General features: G+C 46.8%; 19 protein-coding genes. 7 read left to right on the forward strand and 12 right to left on the reverse strand.

Annotation, left to right across the window (positions count from 1 at the left end; translation table 11 throughout):
- Window positions 1-19: 19 nt before the first annotated feature.
- The 7 genes from ACO6V5_RS16475 to rpsL form a co-directional block, all read right to left on the reverse strand.
- Window positions 20-1,024, reverse strand: coding sequence for a putative 2-aminoethylphosphonate ABC transporter substrate-binding protein (locus tag ACO6V5_RS16475; RefSeq protein WP_422136681.1), 1,005 nt, complete (start codon window positions 1,022-1,024; stop codon window positions 20-22).
- A 251-nt stretch (window positions 1,025-1,275) separates the two neighbouring features.
- Entirely contained in the window at window positions 1,276-1,566 is a 291-nt protein-coding gene (locus ACO6V5_RS16480; protein WP_422136680.1) for a helix-turn-helix domain-containing protein, read from the reverse strand.
- Complete coding sequence (locus tag ACO6V5_RS16485; protein ID WP_422136679.1) at window positions 1,547-1,894, reverse strand: type II toxin-antitoxin system RelE/ParE family toxin; 348 nt, start codon at window positions 1,892-1,894, stop codon at window positions 1,547-1,549. Before ACO6V5_RS16485 ends, ACO6V5_RS16480 begins: the two co-directional genes overlap by 20 nt.
- 240 nt (window positions 1,895-2,134) lie before the next feature.
- The gene (tuf, locus tag ACO6V5_RS16490) at window positions 2,135-3,328 is read right to left on the reverse strand and encodes an elongation factor Tu (protein WP_257254328.1); all 1,194 of its coding nucleotides are present in this window, start codon (window positions 3,326-3,328) and stop codon (window positions 2,135-2,137) included.
- Window positions 3,329-3,428: 100 nt separating this feature from the next.
- A complete protein-coding gene (gene fusA / locus ACO6V5_RS16495; RefSeq protein WP_422136678.1) occupies window positions 3,429-5,531 on the reverse strand; it encodes an elongation factor G in 2,103 nt (700 codons plus the stop codon).
- Window positions 5,532-5,549: 18 nt separating this feature from the next.
- Window positions 5,550-6,020 (reverse strand): 30S ribosomal protein S7, encoded by a 471-nt coding sequence (gene rpsG, locus ACO6V5_RS16500; protein ID WP_252177337.1) that lies wholly within the window; start codon window positions 6,018-6,020, stop codon window positions 5,550-5,552.
- Window positions 6,021-6,156: 136 nt separating this feature from the next.
- The gene (gene rpsL / locus ACO6V5_RS16505) at window positions 6,157-6,531 is read right to left on the reverse strand and encodes a 30S ribosomal protein S12 (protein WP_034841716.1); all 375 of its coding nucleotides are present in this window, start codon (window positions 6,529-6,531) and stop codon (window positions 6,157-6,159) included.
- 308 nt (window positions 6,532-6,839) lie between these two features.
- On the opposite strand from rpsL, the gene glpX reads away from it, so the two are divergent.
- Complete coding sequence (gene glpX / locus ACO6V5_RS16510; RefSeq protein WP_422136677.1) at window positions 6,840-7,850, forward strand: class II fructose-bisphosphatase; 1,011 nt, start codon at window positions 6,840-6,842, stop codon at window positions 7,848-7,850.
- Window positions 7,851-7,998: 148 nt separating this feature from the next.
- On the opposite strand, the gene ACO6V5_RS16515 is transcribed toward glpX, so the two are convergent.
- The gene (locus ACO6V5_RS16515) at window positions 7,999-8,583 is read right to left on the reverse strand and encodes an RING finger domain-containing protein (protein WP_422410009.1); all 585 of its coding nucleotides are present in this window, start codon (window positions 8,581-8,583) and stop codon (window positions 7,999-8,001) included.
- Window positions 8,584-8,793: 210 nt separating this feature from the next.
- On the opposite strand from ACO6V5_RS16515, the gene ACO6V5_RS16520 reads away from it, so the two are divergent.
- Window positions 8,794-8,952, forward strand: a complete 159-nt coding sequence (locus ACO6V5_RS16520; protein WP_422492207.1) for a fructose-bisphosphatase class II — start codon at window positions 8,794-8,796, stop codon at window positions 8,950-8,952.
- A 146-nt stretch (window positions 8,953-9,098) separates the two neighbouring features.
- Here the strand turns inward: ACO6V5_RS16520 and ACO6V5_RS16525 are convergent, their stop codons facing one another.
- Window positions 9,099-9,677, reverse strand: a complete 579-nt coding sequence (locus tag ACO6V5_RS16525; protein ID WP_422136675.1) for an RING finger domain-containing protein — start codon at window positions 9,675-9,677, stop codon at window positions 9,099-9,101.
- Between the two features lie 145 nt (window positions 9,678-9,822).
- Here ACO6V5_RS16525 and ACO6V5_RS16530 point away from each other — a divergent pair, with 145 nt between their 5' ends.
- A complete protein-coding gene (locus ACO6V5_RS16530; protein WP_422410007.1) occupies window positions 9,823-10,047 on the forward strand; it encodes a fructose-bisphosphatase class II in 225 nt (74 codons plus the stop codon).
- 145 nt (window positions 10,048-10,192) lie between these two features.
- Here the strand turns inward: ACO6V5_RS16530 and ACO6V5_RS16535 are convergent, their stop codons facing one another.
- Window positions 10,193-10,768, reverse strand: coding sequence for a hypothetical protein (locus ACO6V5_RS16535; protein WP_422410005.1), 576 nt, complete (start codon window positions 10,766-10,768; stop codon window positions 10,193-10,195).
- Window positions 10,769-10,945: 177 nt separating this feature from the next.
- Here ACO6V5_RS16535 and ACO6V5_RS16540 point away from each other — a divergent pair, with 177 nt between their 5' ends.
- Window positions 10,946-11,359, forward strand: a complete 414-nt coding sequence (locus tag ACO6V5_RS16540; RefSeq protein WP_422410003.1) for a hypothetical protein — start codon at window positions 10,946-10,948, stop codon at window positions 11,357-11,359.
- A 128-nt stretch (window positions 11,360-11,487) separates the two neighbouring features.
- Complete coding sequence (locus ACO6V5_RS16545; RefSeq protein ID WP_422136672.1) at window positions 11,488-11,844, forward strand: YgiW/YdeI family stress tolerance OB fold protein; 357 nt, start codon at window positions 11,488-11,490, stop codon at window positions 11,842-11,844.
- 99 nt (window positions 11,845-11,943) lie between these two features.
- Here the strand turns inward: ACO6V5_RS16545 and ACO6V5_RS16550 are convergent, their stop codons facing one another.
- Window positions 11,944-13,656 carry a choice-of-anchor I family protein gene (locus ACO6V5_RS16550; protein ID WP_422410001.1) on the reverse strand — a complete coding sequence of 571 codons (1,713 nt, stop codon included), beginning with the start codon at window positions 13,654-13,656 and terminating at the stop codon, window positions 11,944-11,946.
- Between the two features lie 528 nt (window positions 13,657-14,184).
- Between ACO6V5_RS16550 and ACO6V5_RS16555 the strand changes: the two genes are divergently transcribed.
- On the forward strand, window positions 14,185-14,499 hold the full coding sequence (locus ACO6V5_RS16555; RefSeq protein WP_422136670.1) for a helix-turn-helix domain-containing protein: 315 nt from the start codon (window positions 14,185-14,187) through the stop codon (window positions 14,497-14,499).
- 109 nt (window positions 14,500-14,608) lie between these two features.
- On the opposite strand, the gene nhaA is transcribed toward ACO6V5_RS16555, so the two are convergent.
- Window positions 14,609-16,012, reverse strand: a complete 1,404-nt coding sequence (gene nhaA, locus ACO6V5_RS16560; protein WP_422409998.1) for a Na+/H+ antiporter NhaA — start codon at window positions 16,010-16,012, stop codon at window positions 14,609-14,611.
- A gap of 422 nt (window positions 16,013-16,434) precedes the next feature.
- Between nhaA and ACO6V5_RS16565 the strand changes: the two genes are divergently transcribed.
- Entirely contained in the window at window positions 16,435-16,962 is a 528-nt protein-coding gene (locus ACO6V5_RS16565) for a hypothetical protein (RefSeq protein WP_422139766.1), read from the forward strand.
- The last annotated feature ends 24 nt before the right edge of the window (window positions 16,963-16,986 follow it).

The following is a 16,986-nucleotide window of genomic DNA, read 5'->3' on the forward strand; positions in this document are numbered from 1 at the left end:
GTTTTGGCGATGGGTATTATTATTCTGACTTAAACTCAAACTTAGCGGACCATTCTTTAAGAACGGCATCGCGCTCATTGGCCATACGACCAAAATCAACGTCAGCCATGACAGCTTCAACATCGGGGTAATTTTTGACTTCGCCTTTCACATCCTTGTGAGCGACAACCGGGTAAACCGTGTTGTAAAGCTCATTGGCTTCTTCAGATACCGACCAGTCAGCCAGTGCTTTTGCTGCATCGGAGCTTGTATTGACCAGACCAACTGCCTCTAGATCCCAGCCAACACCCTGAGGCATCACAAGATCTATTGGTGCGCCCTGAGTTTTCAATTTAGCGCCACGCAGAGCAAATGAAATACCAATCACCGTTTCTCCCTGGGCTGCTTCAACACAAGGCTTGGAACCAGAGTGAGTGTATTTGGCAATATTTTTATCCAGAGCCTCCATATACGCCCAGCCCTTTTCTTCACCCATGGTTTGCAGCCAGGCAGCCACCTGAGTGTAACCCGTGCCGGAAGAGGCTGGATTAGGCATGATAATATGCCCTTTGTAAACCGGGTTCAGAAGGTCATCCCATTTTTCAGGTTTTGGCAGACCCAGTTTTTCAGCCTCTACGCTGTTGAAACAGATCGCATTAAAAAAAGCATCATGTCCGTACCAGGCTTTATCGCTTTCCGGATCCACCATGCCGGATTTAAGCTCGGAGACACCTTCCGGGGTATAGGCTTTAATAATGCCCTGATTTTTCAGAAGAGCCTGAGACGAAGCAGCCAGCCCCCATACCACATCAGCAGGAGTTCCTTTGCCTTCTGCCAGTATTCTGGCAGTGATTACTCCGGTAGAATCACGAACCCAGTTGATTGTGATATTCGGATGCTCTTTCTCAAAAGCCTCTTCGAATGTTGATAGCAGATCTGTTTCAAAGGCCGTGTAAACAGTCAACTCCTCAGGAGAATTAGCCAAAGAAGTGTTACTAACAACAGATACTGACGCCAGAGCCAGACCAGTCATCCATTTTTTCATAAGGTCATCTCCAACTAGAATCGACCTGAACCAACGACATTTTCTGGCATCACCTTACTCCGGATATGTTTCAATCAAATGAAACCTTTTTATCCATGCCTTAGTTATTACTCTCGAGGTTGGAAAAACGCAAGAAAGGAAGATCACAAGGAGTACCTGTGACTGAAAACGACAAAAAAACCAGATAAATGGACACCTGAAAACCAGTTGGCTGTCATCATTAAAACGACAGCATTAAACCAAGGGAAGTGTCACAAAGGAGAAAAAGTGATGTTGAGCTTGTGTCCGGTGGCTTGTGCATATTTTTTCAGCATACCCAGACTCGGGAGCGTTTTACTGTTGGCACTTTCGAGACGGCAGATACTGGTTTTCTGTGTACCTATCGCCCGGGCAATGTCTTCCTGAGTCATTCCAGCTTCCTGCCGCATTCGAATCAGTTCACGGCGGAGTGCAAAGAACTCTGCTTTTTCTTCCATCGCAGCTTGAACATCTTCGCGCTCAAGCGCCTTCTTGCGAAATGCTTTATAACTTAAGTTTGCCATGCTGCACCTCCTTCATCCGCTTATATCCAAGATCTAAGTCTCTTTTAGATGTTTTTTGAGTTTTTTTCTGAAACACATGCAAAATAACAACATGGTTTCCTTTCACACTGCAAAAAAGACCCCTGCCTATTCCTTCAGATCCATTAGCCCTAAGTTCATATAACCCACGCCCCATTGGTTTGGTATGAGGTTCACCAAGGTTTGGACCGTGAACTTCAACCTGATCAAGAAGATCAATGAAATCAGCCAGTATCCCGGCAGGCAGCTTATCCATGTCCTTGGCGACTCGATCACTGTAGAAATGGATGTGCCAAGTTAATTTTTTCATAAGGTGAGGTTAGCAATATTGTTAACCTTGTCAAGTTCAACCATTGGCAGGGACGGTCGGCAAATCGAGATAAACTAGAGGCCCGGTTGAGTTTTTTCTTCAGACAGGTGCGCCATGGTTTCGCAATTCGTTGAGATGGTTTTCACCCATCCACCAGGAAAGCCAGCGGCTTAAAGACAAAAAAACCCCGGACAAGTCCGGGGTTTTTATAGGGTGGTCTAGATTACCAGCGATTCAATATCACTCGATGATCTTGGCAACAACACCAGCACCTACAGTACGACCACCTTCACGGATAGCGAAGCGCAGACCGTCTTCCATCGCTACTGGAGCGATCAGGGTAGCTACGAAGTTAATGTTGTCACCAGGCATTACCATTTCAACGCCTTCTGGCAGTTCTACAGCACCGGTCACGTCAGTGGTACGGAAGTAAAACTGAGGACGGTAGCCCTTGAAGAATGGAGTGTGACGACCACCTTCGTCCTTGGACAGAATGTAAACTTCTGCTTCGAACTTGGTGTGAGGCGTTACAGTTCCTGGCTTGATCAGACACTGACCACGCTCAACTTCTTCACGCTTGGTACCACGCAGCAGCGCACCAATGTTCTCACCTGCACGACCTTCGTCCAGCAGCTTACGGAACATTTCAACACCGGTAACAGTAGTCTTGGTAGTCTCTTTGATACCAATGATTTCTACTTCTTCACCAACGGTGATGATACCACGCTCAACACGGCCAGTTACTACGGTACCACGACCAGCGATGGAGAATACGTCCTCGATAGGCATCAGGAACGGCTGATCGATAGCACGCTCTGGCTCAGGGATGTACTCGTCCAGGGTTTCAACCAGCTTCTTAACAGCGGAAGTACCCATTTCGTTGTCGTCTTTACCTTCCAGAGCCATCAGGGCAGAACCAGTGATGATTGGCGTGTCGTCACCCGGGAACTCGTAAGTGTCCAGCAGTTCACGAACTTCCATTTCAACCAGTTCCAGCAGCTCTTCGTCGTCTACCATGTCAGCTTTGTTCAGGAATACCACGATGTAAGGTACGCCAACCTGACGAGACAGCAGGATGTGCTCACGAGTCTGAGGCATGGGGCCGTCAGCAGCGGAACATACCAGGATAGCGCCGTCCATCTGAGCAGCACCGGTGATCATGTTCTTAACGTAGTCGGCGTGTCCTGGGCAGTCTACGTGAGCGTAGTGACGGCTAGGAGAGTCGTACTCTACGTGAGCAGTAGAGATGGTGATACCACGCTCACGCTCTTCAGGAGCGTTATCGATCTGAGAGAAGTCTTTAGCTTCGCCACCCCATACTTCTGCACATACGCGAGTCAGTGCAGCCGTCAGAGTAGTTTTACCGTGGTCAACGTGACCGATGGTGCCGACGTTTACGTGCGGCTTCGAACGTTCAAATTTTTCCTTAGCCATTTCTCTTGACCCTTAGATAAATATCAATGGTTCGGGGTAGTGATTCTCGTGCAGCATTCTAACAGCCCTTTATGCCTGTTAGAACACCGCAGATACACTATTAACCCTGATTTTTAATGACCGCTTCAGCAATGCTGGCGGGAGCTTCGGCATACTCGCTGAATTCCATCGAGTATGTAGCACGCCCCTGAGTTGCTGAACGCAGATCTGTGGCGTAGCCGAACATTTCACCCAGTGGCACCTGAGCGTTAATAACCTTACCGGAAGGTGTATCTTCCATACCCTGAACAATACCACGACGACGATTCAGGTCACCCATAACGTCACCCATGTAGTCTTCAGGTGTTACCACCTCAACCTTCATCATGGGCTCCATCAGAACAGGGTTAGCCTGTGGCGCGTATTTCTTCAGACATTGAGAAGCAGCGATTTTAAACGCCATTTCGTTGGAGTCAACATCGTGGTAAGAACCATCGTACAGACGAGCTTTCAGACCCAGCAGAGGGTAGCCGGCAATAACACCGTTCTGCATCTGCTCTTCCAGACCCTTCTGAACAGCCGGGATGTATTCTTTCGGAATAACACCACCAACAATCTCGTTGACGAACTGAAGACCTTCTTCACCTTCTTCAGCCGGAGAGAACTCAATCACAACGTGACCGTACTGACCACGACCACCAGACTGCTTGGCAAACTTGTGGTTAGCATCAACGGTAGCTTTCAGCTTCTCACGATAAGCAACCTGTGGCTTACCAATGTTCGCTTCAACCTTGAACTCGCGACGCATACGGTCAACGATGATGTCCAGATGCAGCTCACCCATACCGGAGATGATGGTCTGACCGCTCTCTTCGTCGGTATGAACACGGAAAGAAGGATCTTCCTGGGCCAGTTTACCCAGAGCGATACCCATCTTCTCCTGGTCGGCCTTGGTCTTTGGCTCAACCGCAACAGAGATTACAGGCTCCGGGAATTCCATACGCTCAAGAGTAATAACGCTGTTCATGGCGCACAGAGTGTCGCCAGTGGTCACGTCCTTCATACCGATCAGAGCAACGATATCACCCGCCAGACACTCTTTGAGTTCTTCACGGTTGTTAGAGTGCATCTGAACCATACGACCTACACGCTCACGCTTGCCCTTAACAGGGTTGTAAACGGTGTCGCCGGAATTCAGGGTACCGGAGTAACTACGGATGAAGGTCAGGGTACCCACGAATGGGTCGGTAGCAATTTTGAACGCCAGCGCAGCAAACGGAGCATTGTCGTCAGCTTCACGGGTTTCTACCGTGTCTTTACCGTCGTCCAGAATACCTTCAATGGCCTTAACTTCTTTCGGAGAAGGCATGTATTCGATAACAGCATCCAGAACGGCCTGTACGCCCTTGTTCTTGAATGCGGAGCCACCGAATACCGGAATAATTTCGTTAGCCAGGGTGCGAGCACGGATACCGGCCTTGATTTCTTCCTCAGAGAGTTCACCTTCTTCAAGGTACTTCTCCATCAGCTCTTCAGTGGACTCGGCAGCTGCTTCAACCATGTATTCGTGCATTTCTGCACAGACATCGGCCATCTCGGCAGGAATGTCTTCATAGTTGAAGGTCATACCCTGGTCAGCTTCGTTCCAGATGATCGCCTTCATCTTAACCAGATCGACAACACCTTTGAACTCGTCTTCAGAGCCAATCGTCATCTGCATCGGAACAGCATTTGCGTTCAGACGATCGCGCAGCTGATCGACTACCATCTGGTAATTAGCACCGGTACGGTCCATCTTGTTGACGAAGACCATACGAGGTACTTCATACTTGTCAGCCTGACGCCATACGGTCTCAGTCTGAGGCTGAACACCAGAGGAACCACACAGAACAACGACAGCTCCGTCCAGTACACGCAGGGAACGCTCAACCTCAATGGTGAAGTCAACGTGTCCGGGAGTATCGATAATGTTTACACGATGCTCATCAAACTGAGCATCCATACCACGCCAGAAACATGTAGTAGCAGCAGAAGTAATGGTAATACCACGCTCCTGCTCCTGCTCCATCCAGTCCATAGTAGCTGCACCGTCGTGCACCTCACCAATTTTGTGGCTCAGACCGGTGTAGAACAATACACGTTCAGTGGTCGTTGTCTTACCCGCGTCAACATGGGCACAAATACCAATATTGCGATAGCGGTCAATAGGGGTTTTACGGGCCACGACTCAATCCTCTGATACTTAGAAACGGTAGTGAGAGAACGCTTTGTTAGCTTCAGCCATGCGATGCACGTCTTCACGCTTCTTGACAGCGGCACCCTTGTTCTCGGCAGCATCCATCAGTTCGCCGGCCAGGCGAAGATCCATAGACTTCTCGCCACGCTTACGCGCAGCGTCAACCAGCCAGCGCATAGCCAGTGCTGTGCGACGGCTTGGACGAACTTCTACAGGTACCTGGTAGGTAGCACCACCGACGCGGCGGGACTTTACCTCTACCACAGGAGCGATGGACTCGAGCGCTTTTTCAAACTGCTCCAGAGGGTCCTTGCTGGTACGCTCCTGAACTTTGTCCAGTGCGCCATAGACGATTTTCTCGGCAACAGATTTTTTACCGGAAACCATCACATGGTTAATGAATTTTGCCAGAGTCTTGTTATGAAACTTTGGATCTGGCAGTACTTCGCGCTTGGCGACTACGCGTCTTCTTGGCATTGATAAGCCCTCTTTTCGGCCTTCAGGTAGCTCAGGAAAAAACTCCTGACCTTACTCTTATCAACCTACTGTTAAATTCTTGCTCTACTGAGCGTTCTCAAGTCTAGTCTCTGGACACTGGTTTCAAGCAACCAGTTCAAGACTTAGGCTTTTTGGTACCGTACTTGGAACGGCCCTGCTTACGGTCGTTAACACCCTGAGTATCCAGGCTACCGCGAACGGTGTGGTAACGAACACCGGGCAAGTCTTTTACACGACCGCCACGGATCAGAACAACACTGTGCTCCTGCAGGTTGTGACCTTCACCACCAATGTAGGAAGTCACTTCGAAGCCGTTGGTCAGACGCACACGACAAACTTTACGCAGCGCAGAGTTTGGCTTCTTGGGGGTAGTAGTGTAAACACGGGTGCATACACCGCGACGCTGTGGGCAGGCCTGCAGCGCAGGAACGTCGGTCTTTTTGACCTTACGCTTGCGAGGCTTGCGAACCAGCTGGTTAATTGTTGCCATTGGCGAACTCCAGTCGTTTCTAAGTAAGTAAGAATCAGCTGCGTCAGAGGAGTGCGCAGAAGATTCTTTGCTTCAACGGCAAAAGCCGGCGTAAAAACCGGCATCTACCAACCCCTTTCAAATACAGCTAGGGGCAATATAAAGCGGCGAAATTTTACGGAATGCTGGGAATTGCGTCAAGTCTGTGGATAACACAAATCGTGTAAAAGTGAAGCTCGCGGAGTAAAATCCCGATTATTGCGATTCACTCCGGATGTCAGAGTTGTGATAAAGTCCCGCCCATACCCTAGATCACCCTCAGGATTACCATGAAACGCGAACTGGCGATTGAATTCTCACGTGTGACCGAAGCGGCAGCCCTGGCTGGTTATAAGTGGCTTGGCAGAGGCGATAAGAATGCGGCTGACGGTGCAGCAGTTGAAGCCATGAGAGCCATGCTCAACAAAGTTCAGATGGATGGCGAGATTGTCATTGGTGAAGGCGAAATCGACGAAGCCCCCATGCTCTACATCGGAGAAAAAGTCGGCAAGGGTCAGGGCGAGAGTATTGATATTGCCGTTGATCCTATTGAAGGTACCCGCATGACTGCAATGGGTCAGAACAATGCTGTGGCCGTTCTGGCTGCTGGCGATAAAGGTTCCTTCCTGAAAGCGCCCGACATGTATATGGAAAAGCTGGTTGCCGGTCCTGGCGCGAAAAACGCCATCGACCTGAACCTTAGCCTTGAAGAGAACATCCATAATGTCGCCAAAGCACTGCACAAGCCCATAGAAAATCTGACCGTTATCACACTGGCCAAGCCTCGTCACGACAGCGCCATTGAGATGATGCAAAAAATGGGCGTAAAGGTTTTTGCCCTTCCTGATGGTGATGTAGCCGCCTCTATTCTGACCTGTATGCCCGACAGCGAAGTCGACATGATGTACTGCATCGGCGGTGCACCCGAAGGCGTAGTATCGGCAGCTGTGATTCGTGCATTGGGTGGCGATATGCAAGGTCGTCTGATGACCCGCGATCAAGCCAAAGGCGATACGCCTGAAAACAGGGCTGCCGGTGATGTTGAACGCAGCCGCTGTAAAGAAATGGGTATTGAGCCCGGCATTCTCTTGCGTCTGGATGATATGGCCAGTTCTGATAACGTGGTGTTCTCGGCAACCGGTATTACCAAGGGCGACCTGCTGGAAGGTGTTTCCCGCCAGGGTAACATCGCAGAAACCGAAACACTGGTGATTCGTGGTAAATCCCGTACGATCCGTCGTATCAAGTCTATCCACTATCTGGATCGTAAAGACGACGACATTAAGGGTGTCATCCTTTAACTTTGTTTTCCTCCGAGCCATTGTCTATTGAAAACAGAAATGGCTCCCCCTTCTTTCTATTCGCAACTGTTGTCAATTAAATCTGAGCAGCGGTGCTTGAGGGATCAGCCAGGAGAATATGCTTCAAAAAATATCTCAGCAAATCATTTTAATGATTTTTTACGAGATAATTGGCAGCAACCCCGACAACAGACACGGCAGCTAAACAGAAAACTCCAGGGATTCCCAGAACGGCATAAGTAGCAACACCACTAGCAATACCGGTAGCAACACCAGTAGCAACATCGACAGTCTTTCCACGCAGCTGAGTAGCCAAGAAAGTGTTGATAGCACCACCAACCATGGCAGCGGCGAGTGCCCCGGAAGAACGGACGTCATCTGCAATTACTCCACCTGCAACTCCTACAGTCCCGCCAGCAGCCGAAATAAAAAACGAGGGAGTTGGGTGAGCAAACGTGTAACTAATCTTGCGAATAAATTTAAGAGTTCTTTTCGAAATAGTTACCATGCGTTCCTGCAATGGAATTTTTTTTATCTGTTTTATATCACTATCAGTTAATTTTTTTAGACAGATACGGCAGCTTTGTTGTTTATTCCTTTCCAACCATTGCTGCATGCATGATTTACCAAAAGCATGTCCGCATTCTAGTTTGATACTTTTGCAATTTGTTGTGTCAAAACATATTGTGCACTTAATCTCAATAATACCATTAACTCTGCAATCACCATCCATAGCAAACCCCCCTATTATACTTTTGGCTTATTACATTATTAGATACTTATATTTGGTTTTAGTTCCTTATAAATACTTGGATTTTTAACTCGTTCTGTCATCAAGGTGTTTTTTCTCTCCCGAAAGGCGATAGATAATCCCCTTTAGGGCGATGAGGCAGAACATCAACAGGATCTTGCTTCACTGGCTGACGACACCCCGGCCACCGGTATTACCAAGGGCGACCTGCTGGAAGGTGTTTCCCGCCAAGGTAATATCGCAGAAACCGAAACACTGGTGATTCGTGGTAAATCACGTACGATCCGTCGTATCAAGTCTATCCACTATCTGGATCGTAAAGACGACGACATTAAGGGTGTCATCCTTTAACTTTGTTTTCCTCGGAGCCATTGTCTATTGAAAAACAGAAATGGCTCCTTCCTTCTTTTGTTCATGGCTCTTGTCAATTAAATCTGGCACCAGTGACTGAGGGATCAGCCAGGAGAATATGCTTCAAAATAGCTCAGCAAATCATTTTAATGATTTCTTACAAGATAATTGGCAGCAAGCTTGACAACAGACACGGCAGCTAAACTGAAAGCTGCGGGCTTTCCCATAGAGACAAAAGTAGCAACACCAGTAGCAAAACCAGTAGCAAGTTCGACAGTCAATTGACGCTCCCATTCATGAATACTCACGAAACCGCCGATAGTACAACTAATAAAAATAGAAGCGCCAATCCCAGCATCGTTCTCATCTGCAACTACTGCAGCTAAAGTTGCGGTAGCCCCGCCAGCAATCCCAACAAGAAGCGAGGGATTTGGGTGAACAAACATGTCAACAGTCATGTCAACAGTCTCGCGAATAAATTTAATAGTTCTTTCCAAAATAACTACCATGCGTTCATGCAATGGAATTTTCCCTATCTTTTTTAAATCAATATCAGTTAATTCTTTTCGACAGAAGTGGCAGTTTTTTTTGTCATTCCTTGCCAACCATTTCTGCATGCATGATTTACCAAAAGCATGCCCGCATTTTAGTTCGATGCTGTCGCATTTTGCTGTGTCAAAACATATTGCGCACTTAATATCATCAACTCTGCAATCACCATTCATAGCAAAACCCCCTATTATACTTTTTCGCTTATTACATTATTAGATACTTATTTTTGGTTTTAGTTCCTTATAAATACTTGGATTTTTAACTCGTTCTGTCATCAAGGTGTTTTTTCTCTCCCGGAAGGCGATAGATAATCCCCTTTTGGGCGATGAGGCAGGACATCAACAGGATCTTGCTTTACTGGCTGACGACACCCCGGCCACCGGTATTACCAGGGGCGACCTGCTGGAAGGTGTTTCCCGCCAAGGTAATATCGCAGAAACCGAAACACTGGTGATTCGTGGTAAATCCCGTACGATCCATCGTATCAAGTCTATCCACTATCTGGATCGTAAAGATGACGACATCAAGGGTGTCATCCTTTAACTTTGTTTTCCTCCGAGCCATTGTCTATTGAAAACAGAAATGATTCCTTCCTTCTTTTGTTCATGGCTCTTGTCAATTAAATCTGGCACCAGTGACTGAGGGATGAGCCAGGAGAATATGCTTCAAAATTGCTCAGCAAATCATTTTAATGATTTCTTACGAGATAATTGGCAGCAACCTTGACAACAGACACGGTAGCTAAACAGACAGCTGCGGGCTTTCCCATAAAGACAGAAGTAGCAATACCAGAAGCAACACCAGTAGCAATACCAGTAGCAAGTTCGACAGTCAATTGACGCTCCCATTCAAGAATACTCACGGAAACGCCGGTAGTACAAGTAATAAACATAGAAGCGCCAATCCCACCATTGTACTCATCTGCAACTAATGCAGCTACAGCTGCGGTAGCCCCGCCAGCAATCCCAACAAGAAGCGAGGGAGTTGGGTGAGCAAACATGTCAACAGTCTCGCGAATAAATTTAGTAGTTCGTTCCAAAATAGTTACCATGCGTTTCTGCAATGGAATTTGTTCTATCTCTATATCATCACCAGATAATTGTTCTCGACAGAGATGGCAGTTTATTTGGTTACTTCTTTCCAGCCCTGCCTGCGTGCATGATCTACCAGAAGCATTTCCACAATTTAGAGTGCTTGGAGTGTTGCTTTCACAATGTTTTGTATCTTGACATATTGTTCTTATATCACCGTTAAGACTATTCATATCAAAGACCTCCTATTATATTTTCAGTTGCTTTCAACAATATTAGATACTTAAATTTGGTTTTAGTTCCGTATGAATACTTGGATTTTTAACTCGTTCTGTCATCAAGGTGCTTTTCCTCTCCCGGAAGGCGATAGATAATTCCCTTTGGGTCTTAAAGCATTGCACTGAGCAGCCGTGACAGGTAGCGTTAAAACATTGACTCAATGGATTGAGCACATGTTAACGACACTGCCGCGCCTCCTTACGATTTTTTTATCGCTTCTGCTTGTCAATCTGGCCTGGGCATCGGAACCCGAGCTCTGGTATCAGAAGGTCTGGTGCGAAGGTAGAGGCGGAGAAGTTGAAGCCAGACTCGACGACGGTAGACGTGTCGATTGCATAACTGACCTTCACGCCATCGAAATGGATTTTGCCAACAAATGGCCTGAAGCCATCGGCCAGTCTCTTGCCTATGGAATGCTGACCAAAAAACAGGCTGGGATTGTGTTGATTCTGAGAAAACCATCCGACCATGAATATTGGGAACGCTTACAACAGGTTCTGGAGCACTATAAACTGCCGGTTACTACCTGGAAGCTTGGCCCCTGAAGCCACAGTTTTTTCTTTTATGAAAAAAGTTTAATGATTCACTCATCTTCCGGTTAACTGCTTTCGATTAATCTAAGCCCACCTTTTACACAAATACCCATTTCGAAAGAAAACCGGAGATTGAAACCATGAATAAGACACTATCTGCTTTCCTCGCTGCTTCAACGATCGCACTGACCACTGGCAACGCATTTGCTGAATACACCGGGCCCAGCAGCACACCCAGGATCAATGATGTTGCTTCCATCATCGAAAACCCGGTTGATGACTCCCAGGTGGAACTTACCGGTTACCTGACCAACAAAATCGACGATGAAACCTACACCTTTTCAGATGGCAACGACAGCATTCAGGTAGAGATTGAATCCAGAGACATGCCTCAGGTGCAGATCAATGAAAAGACCAAAGTTAAGATTTTGGGCGAAGTAGAAAGCGGTGCTTTTGAAACAACCGAGATAGAAGTCGAAAAAATCACCGTCATCTGAACAGAGCTTCACTTTAAACAAGGGTTGCCGGAAATTCTCTGGCAACCCTCAACCCTTTGAAGACAAAAACGATAATAATCTACCGAAAGGCACGTCTAATCAATCTACCTGATATACCAGTGTAGAACCAGAGACTTCATGACCGATTATCAATAAAGGCTTTCCAGTTGGACTGTCAGTGGCTTCTACAAACTTCATACCCTCCGGAGAAACATCCCCCGCTTTTTCTGGTTCTTTCTCAGTATCAACTGAAAAATCACGGTTGTAGACATAGCTGACAAACTTGGCTTTTTCAGGATGAGTCACGTCGTACATCAGGACACCGCCGGTTCGTTCCAGACCAATAAACGCATATTGACGTCCATCAATCTCACCCACAGCCAATGCCTCTGGCTCAGGGCCTTTGTCGTCACTGCGGTTATCACCTTTGGTTTCTTCGTCATTATTGTTGAAGTGTTTACCCAGCACAGCAGCCGTCACTTCTTCAAAGTCGCTGCCTGAGTCATAGACCAGCTCACCTGTTTCGTTCCAGATAGAAAATGAGCGTGCTCCGTAGGAGTAAAGTTCTTCAAACTTGCCGTCGTTATCCGAATCACCCAGAGTGTTGGTAATTTTCAGACGAGCCAGCTTTTTCTGGTCTTTGGCTGCTTCAGCGTTAGGATGCTCCAGGGCCACCTTAACCTTTTTGGTACGAACTTCTTCTGTGAACCCCAGGCAACCGTCTTCATCATCGTATTTCAGACCACCAGAAGCCAGACATTGAGCTTCAGAAGCAGCTTTGTACCAATAATCTCTGGCATCACCTTCGTTGGCTGTTACAACATAGGTTTTACCTTCTACGGAATAGGTAGCAATGGTATCTGGCTGATACATACCATAGACACCACTCCATTTTTGCAGATTCACACCACCGTCTTTATTGCTGGCATCCATCGCAAACTGACCATAATCCTTGTAACCAAGGGGAACAATAGAATCAATGCGAGCATTGGCAATATCAACCAATGCCAGGGCATTGTTTTCCTGCAGAGAGACGTACGCTGTTCTGGAATCATCAGAAACGGCTATGTACTCGGGCTCAAGATCCTGAGCCACAGAAGCATCACGACCAAAAACCCTGACATCCTCTGGCAGCTCACTGTTTCTGGAGTACCCCTTGTTGAAAGCAGTGAAAGTAGCATGACGTGGTTCTTCCAGTTTGCCTTCAGAGGTAACCTTGACGACACTGACTGAACCTTCCGGGTCAATTTTGTAATCCGATGAGGGTTCACCTTCGTTTGCTGTCAGCAGGTATTTTCCATCGGGCGTAAAGGTCACCATATCAGGCAGTGCACCTACAACCTTATAGTCACTGAATACAGCGCCACCTTCAGAATCGAGCTTATAAACAATGACAACGCCTTTCTTTTGTTTGTCACTATTTTCAACAGCAACAGCCAGCAGATCGCCATGAACAGAAACGCTGTTGGCGGTGCCCAGCTTCATGCCGTCAATACTGGATTCAAGATTGATCTTGCCAATTTTGAGTATATTGGAATCCATGGTCGGATTAGCCAGTGGCTGCCCCTTGAGTGATTTACCGCTGAGAATATCTACGGTTTTATCCAGGGCGTTGACAACATAGATAGATTGACTGGCTTTATGCCAGGCCACAATCTCTGCAGCCCCTTTATGGTAACTGCCAGAAGCATATCGAGCGATCGGCTCCATGGTGGGATGGGAAACTTCAACGTTTTCCTGAACCATTGAACAGCCAGCCAAAATGAAGGGAGCTGCCAGAGTGATAGCGTTGCGAGCGAGTTTCAGTTCCATTGAGATTCCTGATTTTATTCAATTTGATCAGGGCTTTTTATAACGGTTACAAATGACTATTTAATGACATTGTTGACACAAAGACGACAAAAACTGGCTTTTCTCGTCCCACCACTGGAGAGGCTATAGCATAAAGGAATACCCCGCTGTCATATTTCTCAAAAAAAATGCTACCTTGAAACGCTCTGACCATCGATAAAGGCAGTTTATGATGAGGAAGTTATTAACATTACTTTTTCTTTACTTCGTAGCATCTGCATCAGCGGCAAATGCAAATCCTAAAATATTTCAAGCAGCTGAGAAATTTATACTTTTGTGTAACGTGTTAGCATTAAAAATTATGCCTCCGGGGTAAGATGCGCTTTGCTGGCAAGGGTAAAGGCAGACGCGGTGGTTTACGAGTCATTTATTATTATCTGGATGAACATCAGCGCTTTTATCTGCTGACCCTGTACAGCAAAAATGAAATGACAGACCTGACTGCCAGTCAGAGGAAAAAGTTAAGACTATTTATGGTGGCATGGCGTAATGAGCAATCGTGATTTATTCTCGGAACTCAGCTCTGCTCTTGCTGAAGCCAGGGAGCACTCAGAAGGTAAGTTGACGCTGAGAAGCCATCAGGTAGACGATAAAGGCGAGTTGAGCATCTCACCAGATGAGATTGTCGGTATTCGTGAAACGTTTAATATGTCCAGAGGCGTGTTTGCACGCTTGCTGCATACCTCTGTCCGCACCCTGGAGAACTGGGAGCAAGGGCGCAGTGTACCCAATGGTCAGGTCGTTACCCTGCTTAGGCTGGTCCAGCGCCATCCAGAAACTCTTTCGTATATTGCGAGTCTTTGAACAACACTTTCAAGGAATTATGTTGCAATGGCGAGAGCCGTAACTATATCCCTAAAAAACAAACCCGGAGCCAACTCCGGGTTATTCGTTCTCAGATAATAGTCTGACTTCAAGCCTGCTCAGCAGTAGCCTTTTCATCAGCCTTTGGAGAAGCTTTAGTCAAACAGATAAAGCCTGCAATACCCGCGATCAGGGAGGCAATCAGAACCCCTGCTTTTGCCAGTACCAGATCATTGGGGCTGCCAGCAAATGCCAGCTCTGATATGAAGATAGACATGGTGAAACCAATTCCGCCCAGGAAGGCAACACCGACAATATGCAGGAAGTTACATTCATGTGGCAAATCACCCCATCCCAGTTTCCAGCCTACCCAGGTAGCACCGGCAATACCAATTAACTTCCCTAATACCAGACCCAGAGTAACACCCAGAGTGACGTTATTGAAAATCTCGGTATCCCCGGAGAATACATTAAAGGGTATACCGGCGTTAGCCAAGGCAAAAATAGGAATGACGATATAGGTAACAGGCAGGTGCAGACCCGTTTCTATTTTCTGCAGTGGAGCTTCTGCAAGGCGGGCACCATTACCCAGAGCCCGAACGTAAGCCAGCACTTTTTCATTTCGCAGAACATCTTCACCAGGGCGGTAACTCCGGTCAAATCGTCGAATCAGATTTTTTACCTGAAAGCTGAATGCAACTGGATCGTATTTGGGTTTTGCCGGTATGGCAAAAGCGGTAATAACACCAGCCAATGTCGCATGAATACCTGCTTCGTAGAGCTGAAACCAGAGGCCCGCACCTATTAGCAGATAAGGCAATGGACTACGAATACCGGAAGCATTGAGACCCCATAATAATGCAGTAAATCCTGCAGCCCATAGCAAAGCAAGCTGATTGATTTCGTTGGTATAGAAGACGGCAATGATCATGATAGCGCCCAGGTCATCCACAATGGCCAGGGCCACCAGGAAGGTAATCAGGCTTTTAGGAACACGACCACCCAGCAGCGCACAAGTACCAACAGCAAAAGCAATATCCGTTGCCATTGGAATGCCCCAGCCGTCTGCAGCAACACCGCTCGGGTTGATACCGGCATAGATCAGTGCGGGCACCACCATACCACCAATCGCCGCCATGATAGGCAATACGGCATGCTTGAGGTCGGAAAGCTCACCGACAAGGAATTCACGCTTGAGTTCGAGACCAACATGGAAAAAGAAAAAAGCCATCAAGCCATCATTGACCCAATGGTGAACAGACATCTTCAGACCACCGTCGCCGAATGAGACTCCGGCGTAGGTTTTCAGGATCTGTTCATAGAGGGGGTACAGATTACTGTTCGCGATCACCAGAGCGATGACAGCGCAGATCATCAGAAGGATACCGCTGGTCGTTTGACGATGGATAAATTCTTCAAAAGGCGTGAGGATGCGGTCAAATGCCACCTCCCAGCGAGCGTTATAAACCTTGCCTTTTCGACCTATAAATTTTGTGAAATTATTTCCCGCCACAGCAACTCCTCAAGAGCATCAAGCTTGACACCGTAGACTACATCATGAGGTTGTTGATGTCTCGTGAATGTTCAGTGAGTCTTTTATTGCCTGTAGTCAGTCGTCTGTTGAAGGTTTTATCTCTAAACCTCTCAAGTTTAAAAAAGAGGGCTTTTCTCCTGAGCCGGTTGCTGTTTAACACAGACATAGCAAGCTGTTTCCATCAACTCGTTCCTCAAAAAAGCATTTCTTCATATTATTACCTTTCTCGATAATTGGTAGAAAAATATAATGCCTGCTTCAGCCGCCTTATACGATCGGCTGGGCGCAGCGAATGAGCAGATAGCATTTACTATGTGACTGCTTGAATAGTGTATTTGTGCTAATGTTGATTAACTGTGATCGAGGCCGAATCAAAGTAAAATTTTCAAGAGAGAATCACAGTGAAAAGATCAATGATAATATTTTTATTTATCTCGTTTATTTCTACTGCTGCTGAAATAAAAAAGATTTCTAACAATCAATTTGAATACAAAAACAATCAAGGTGAAATAAGAAAAATTCTAATAGATAAGCCAATAGGAATGGTGAACTATATAGCTGTCATCAGGCAGGCTATATTCACAAGGTTTCTGATACGAACAAACGATGGGAACCACTATCTACACCATGAAGCCTTCGAAGTACCAGACTCTCCATTAGCTGCATATTATAAGCAGCTCAGTGACAATCAACGAACACCATTTGTTACCACGGAGGGATTATATAACCTCGCAAGTGCAGGAACATTTCTTAACTCACAACAGCCTGCAACAGAGCCCAGGCACGTAATGATCACAACCGCTCTTAGCGATGTGCAAAGAAGCAGTTCTGGCGATAAGTTATACATTCGTCCAATGCATGAAAATGACGCATTTGTCAGAGTGACGGGAGGCGTTTATTCCATTGTCTTTCAGGCTCATTTCAAATGAAATTTGCGGTCTAAGGTCAGTCTG

This window comes from Endozoicomonas sp. ALD068 (assembly GCF_049310145.1).
In the GTDB taxonomy this organism is placed as follows: Bacteria; Pseudomonadota; Gammaproteobacteria; order Pseudomonadales; family Endozoicomonadaceae; genus Endozoicomonas_A.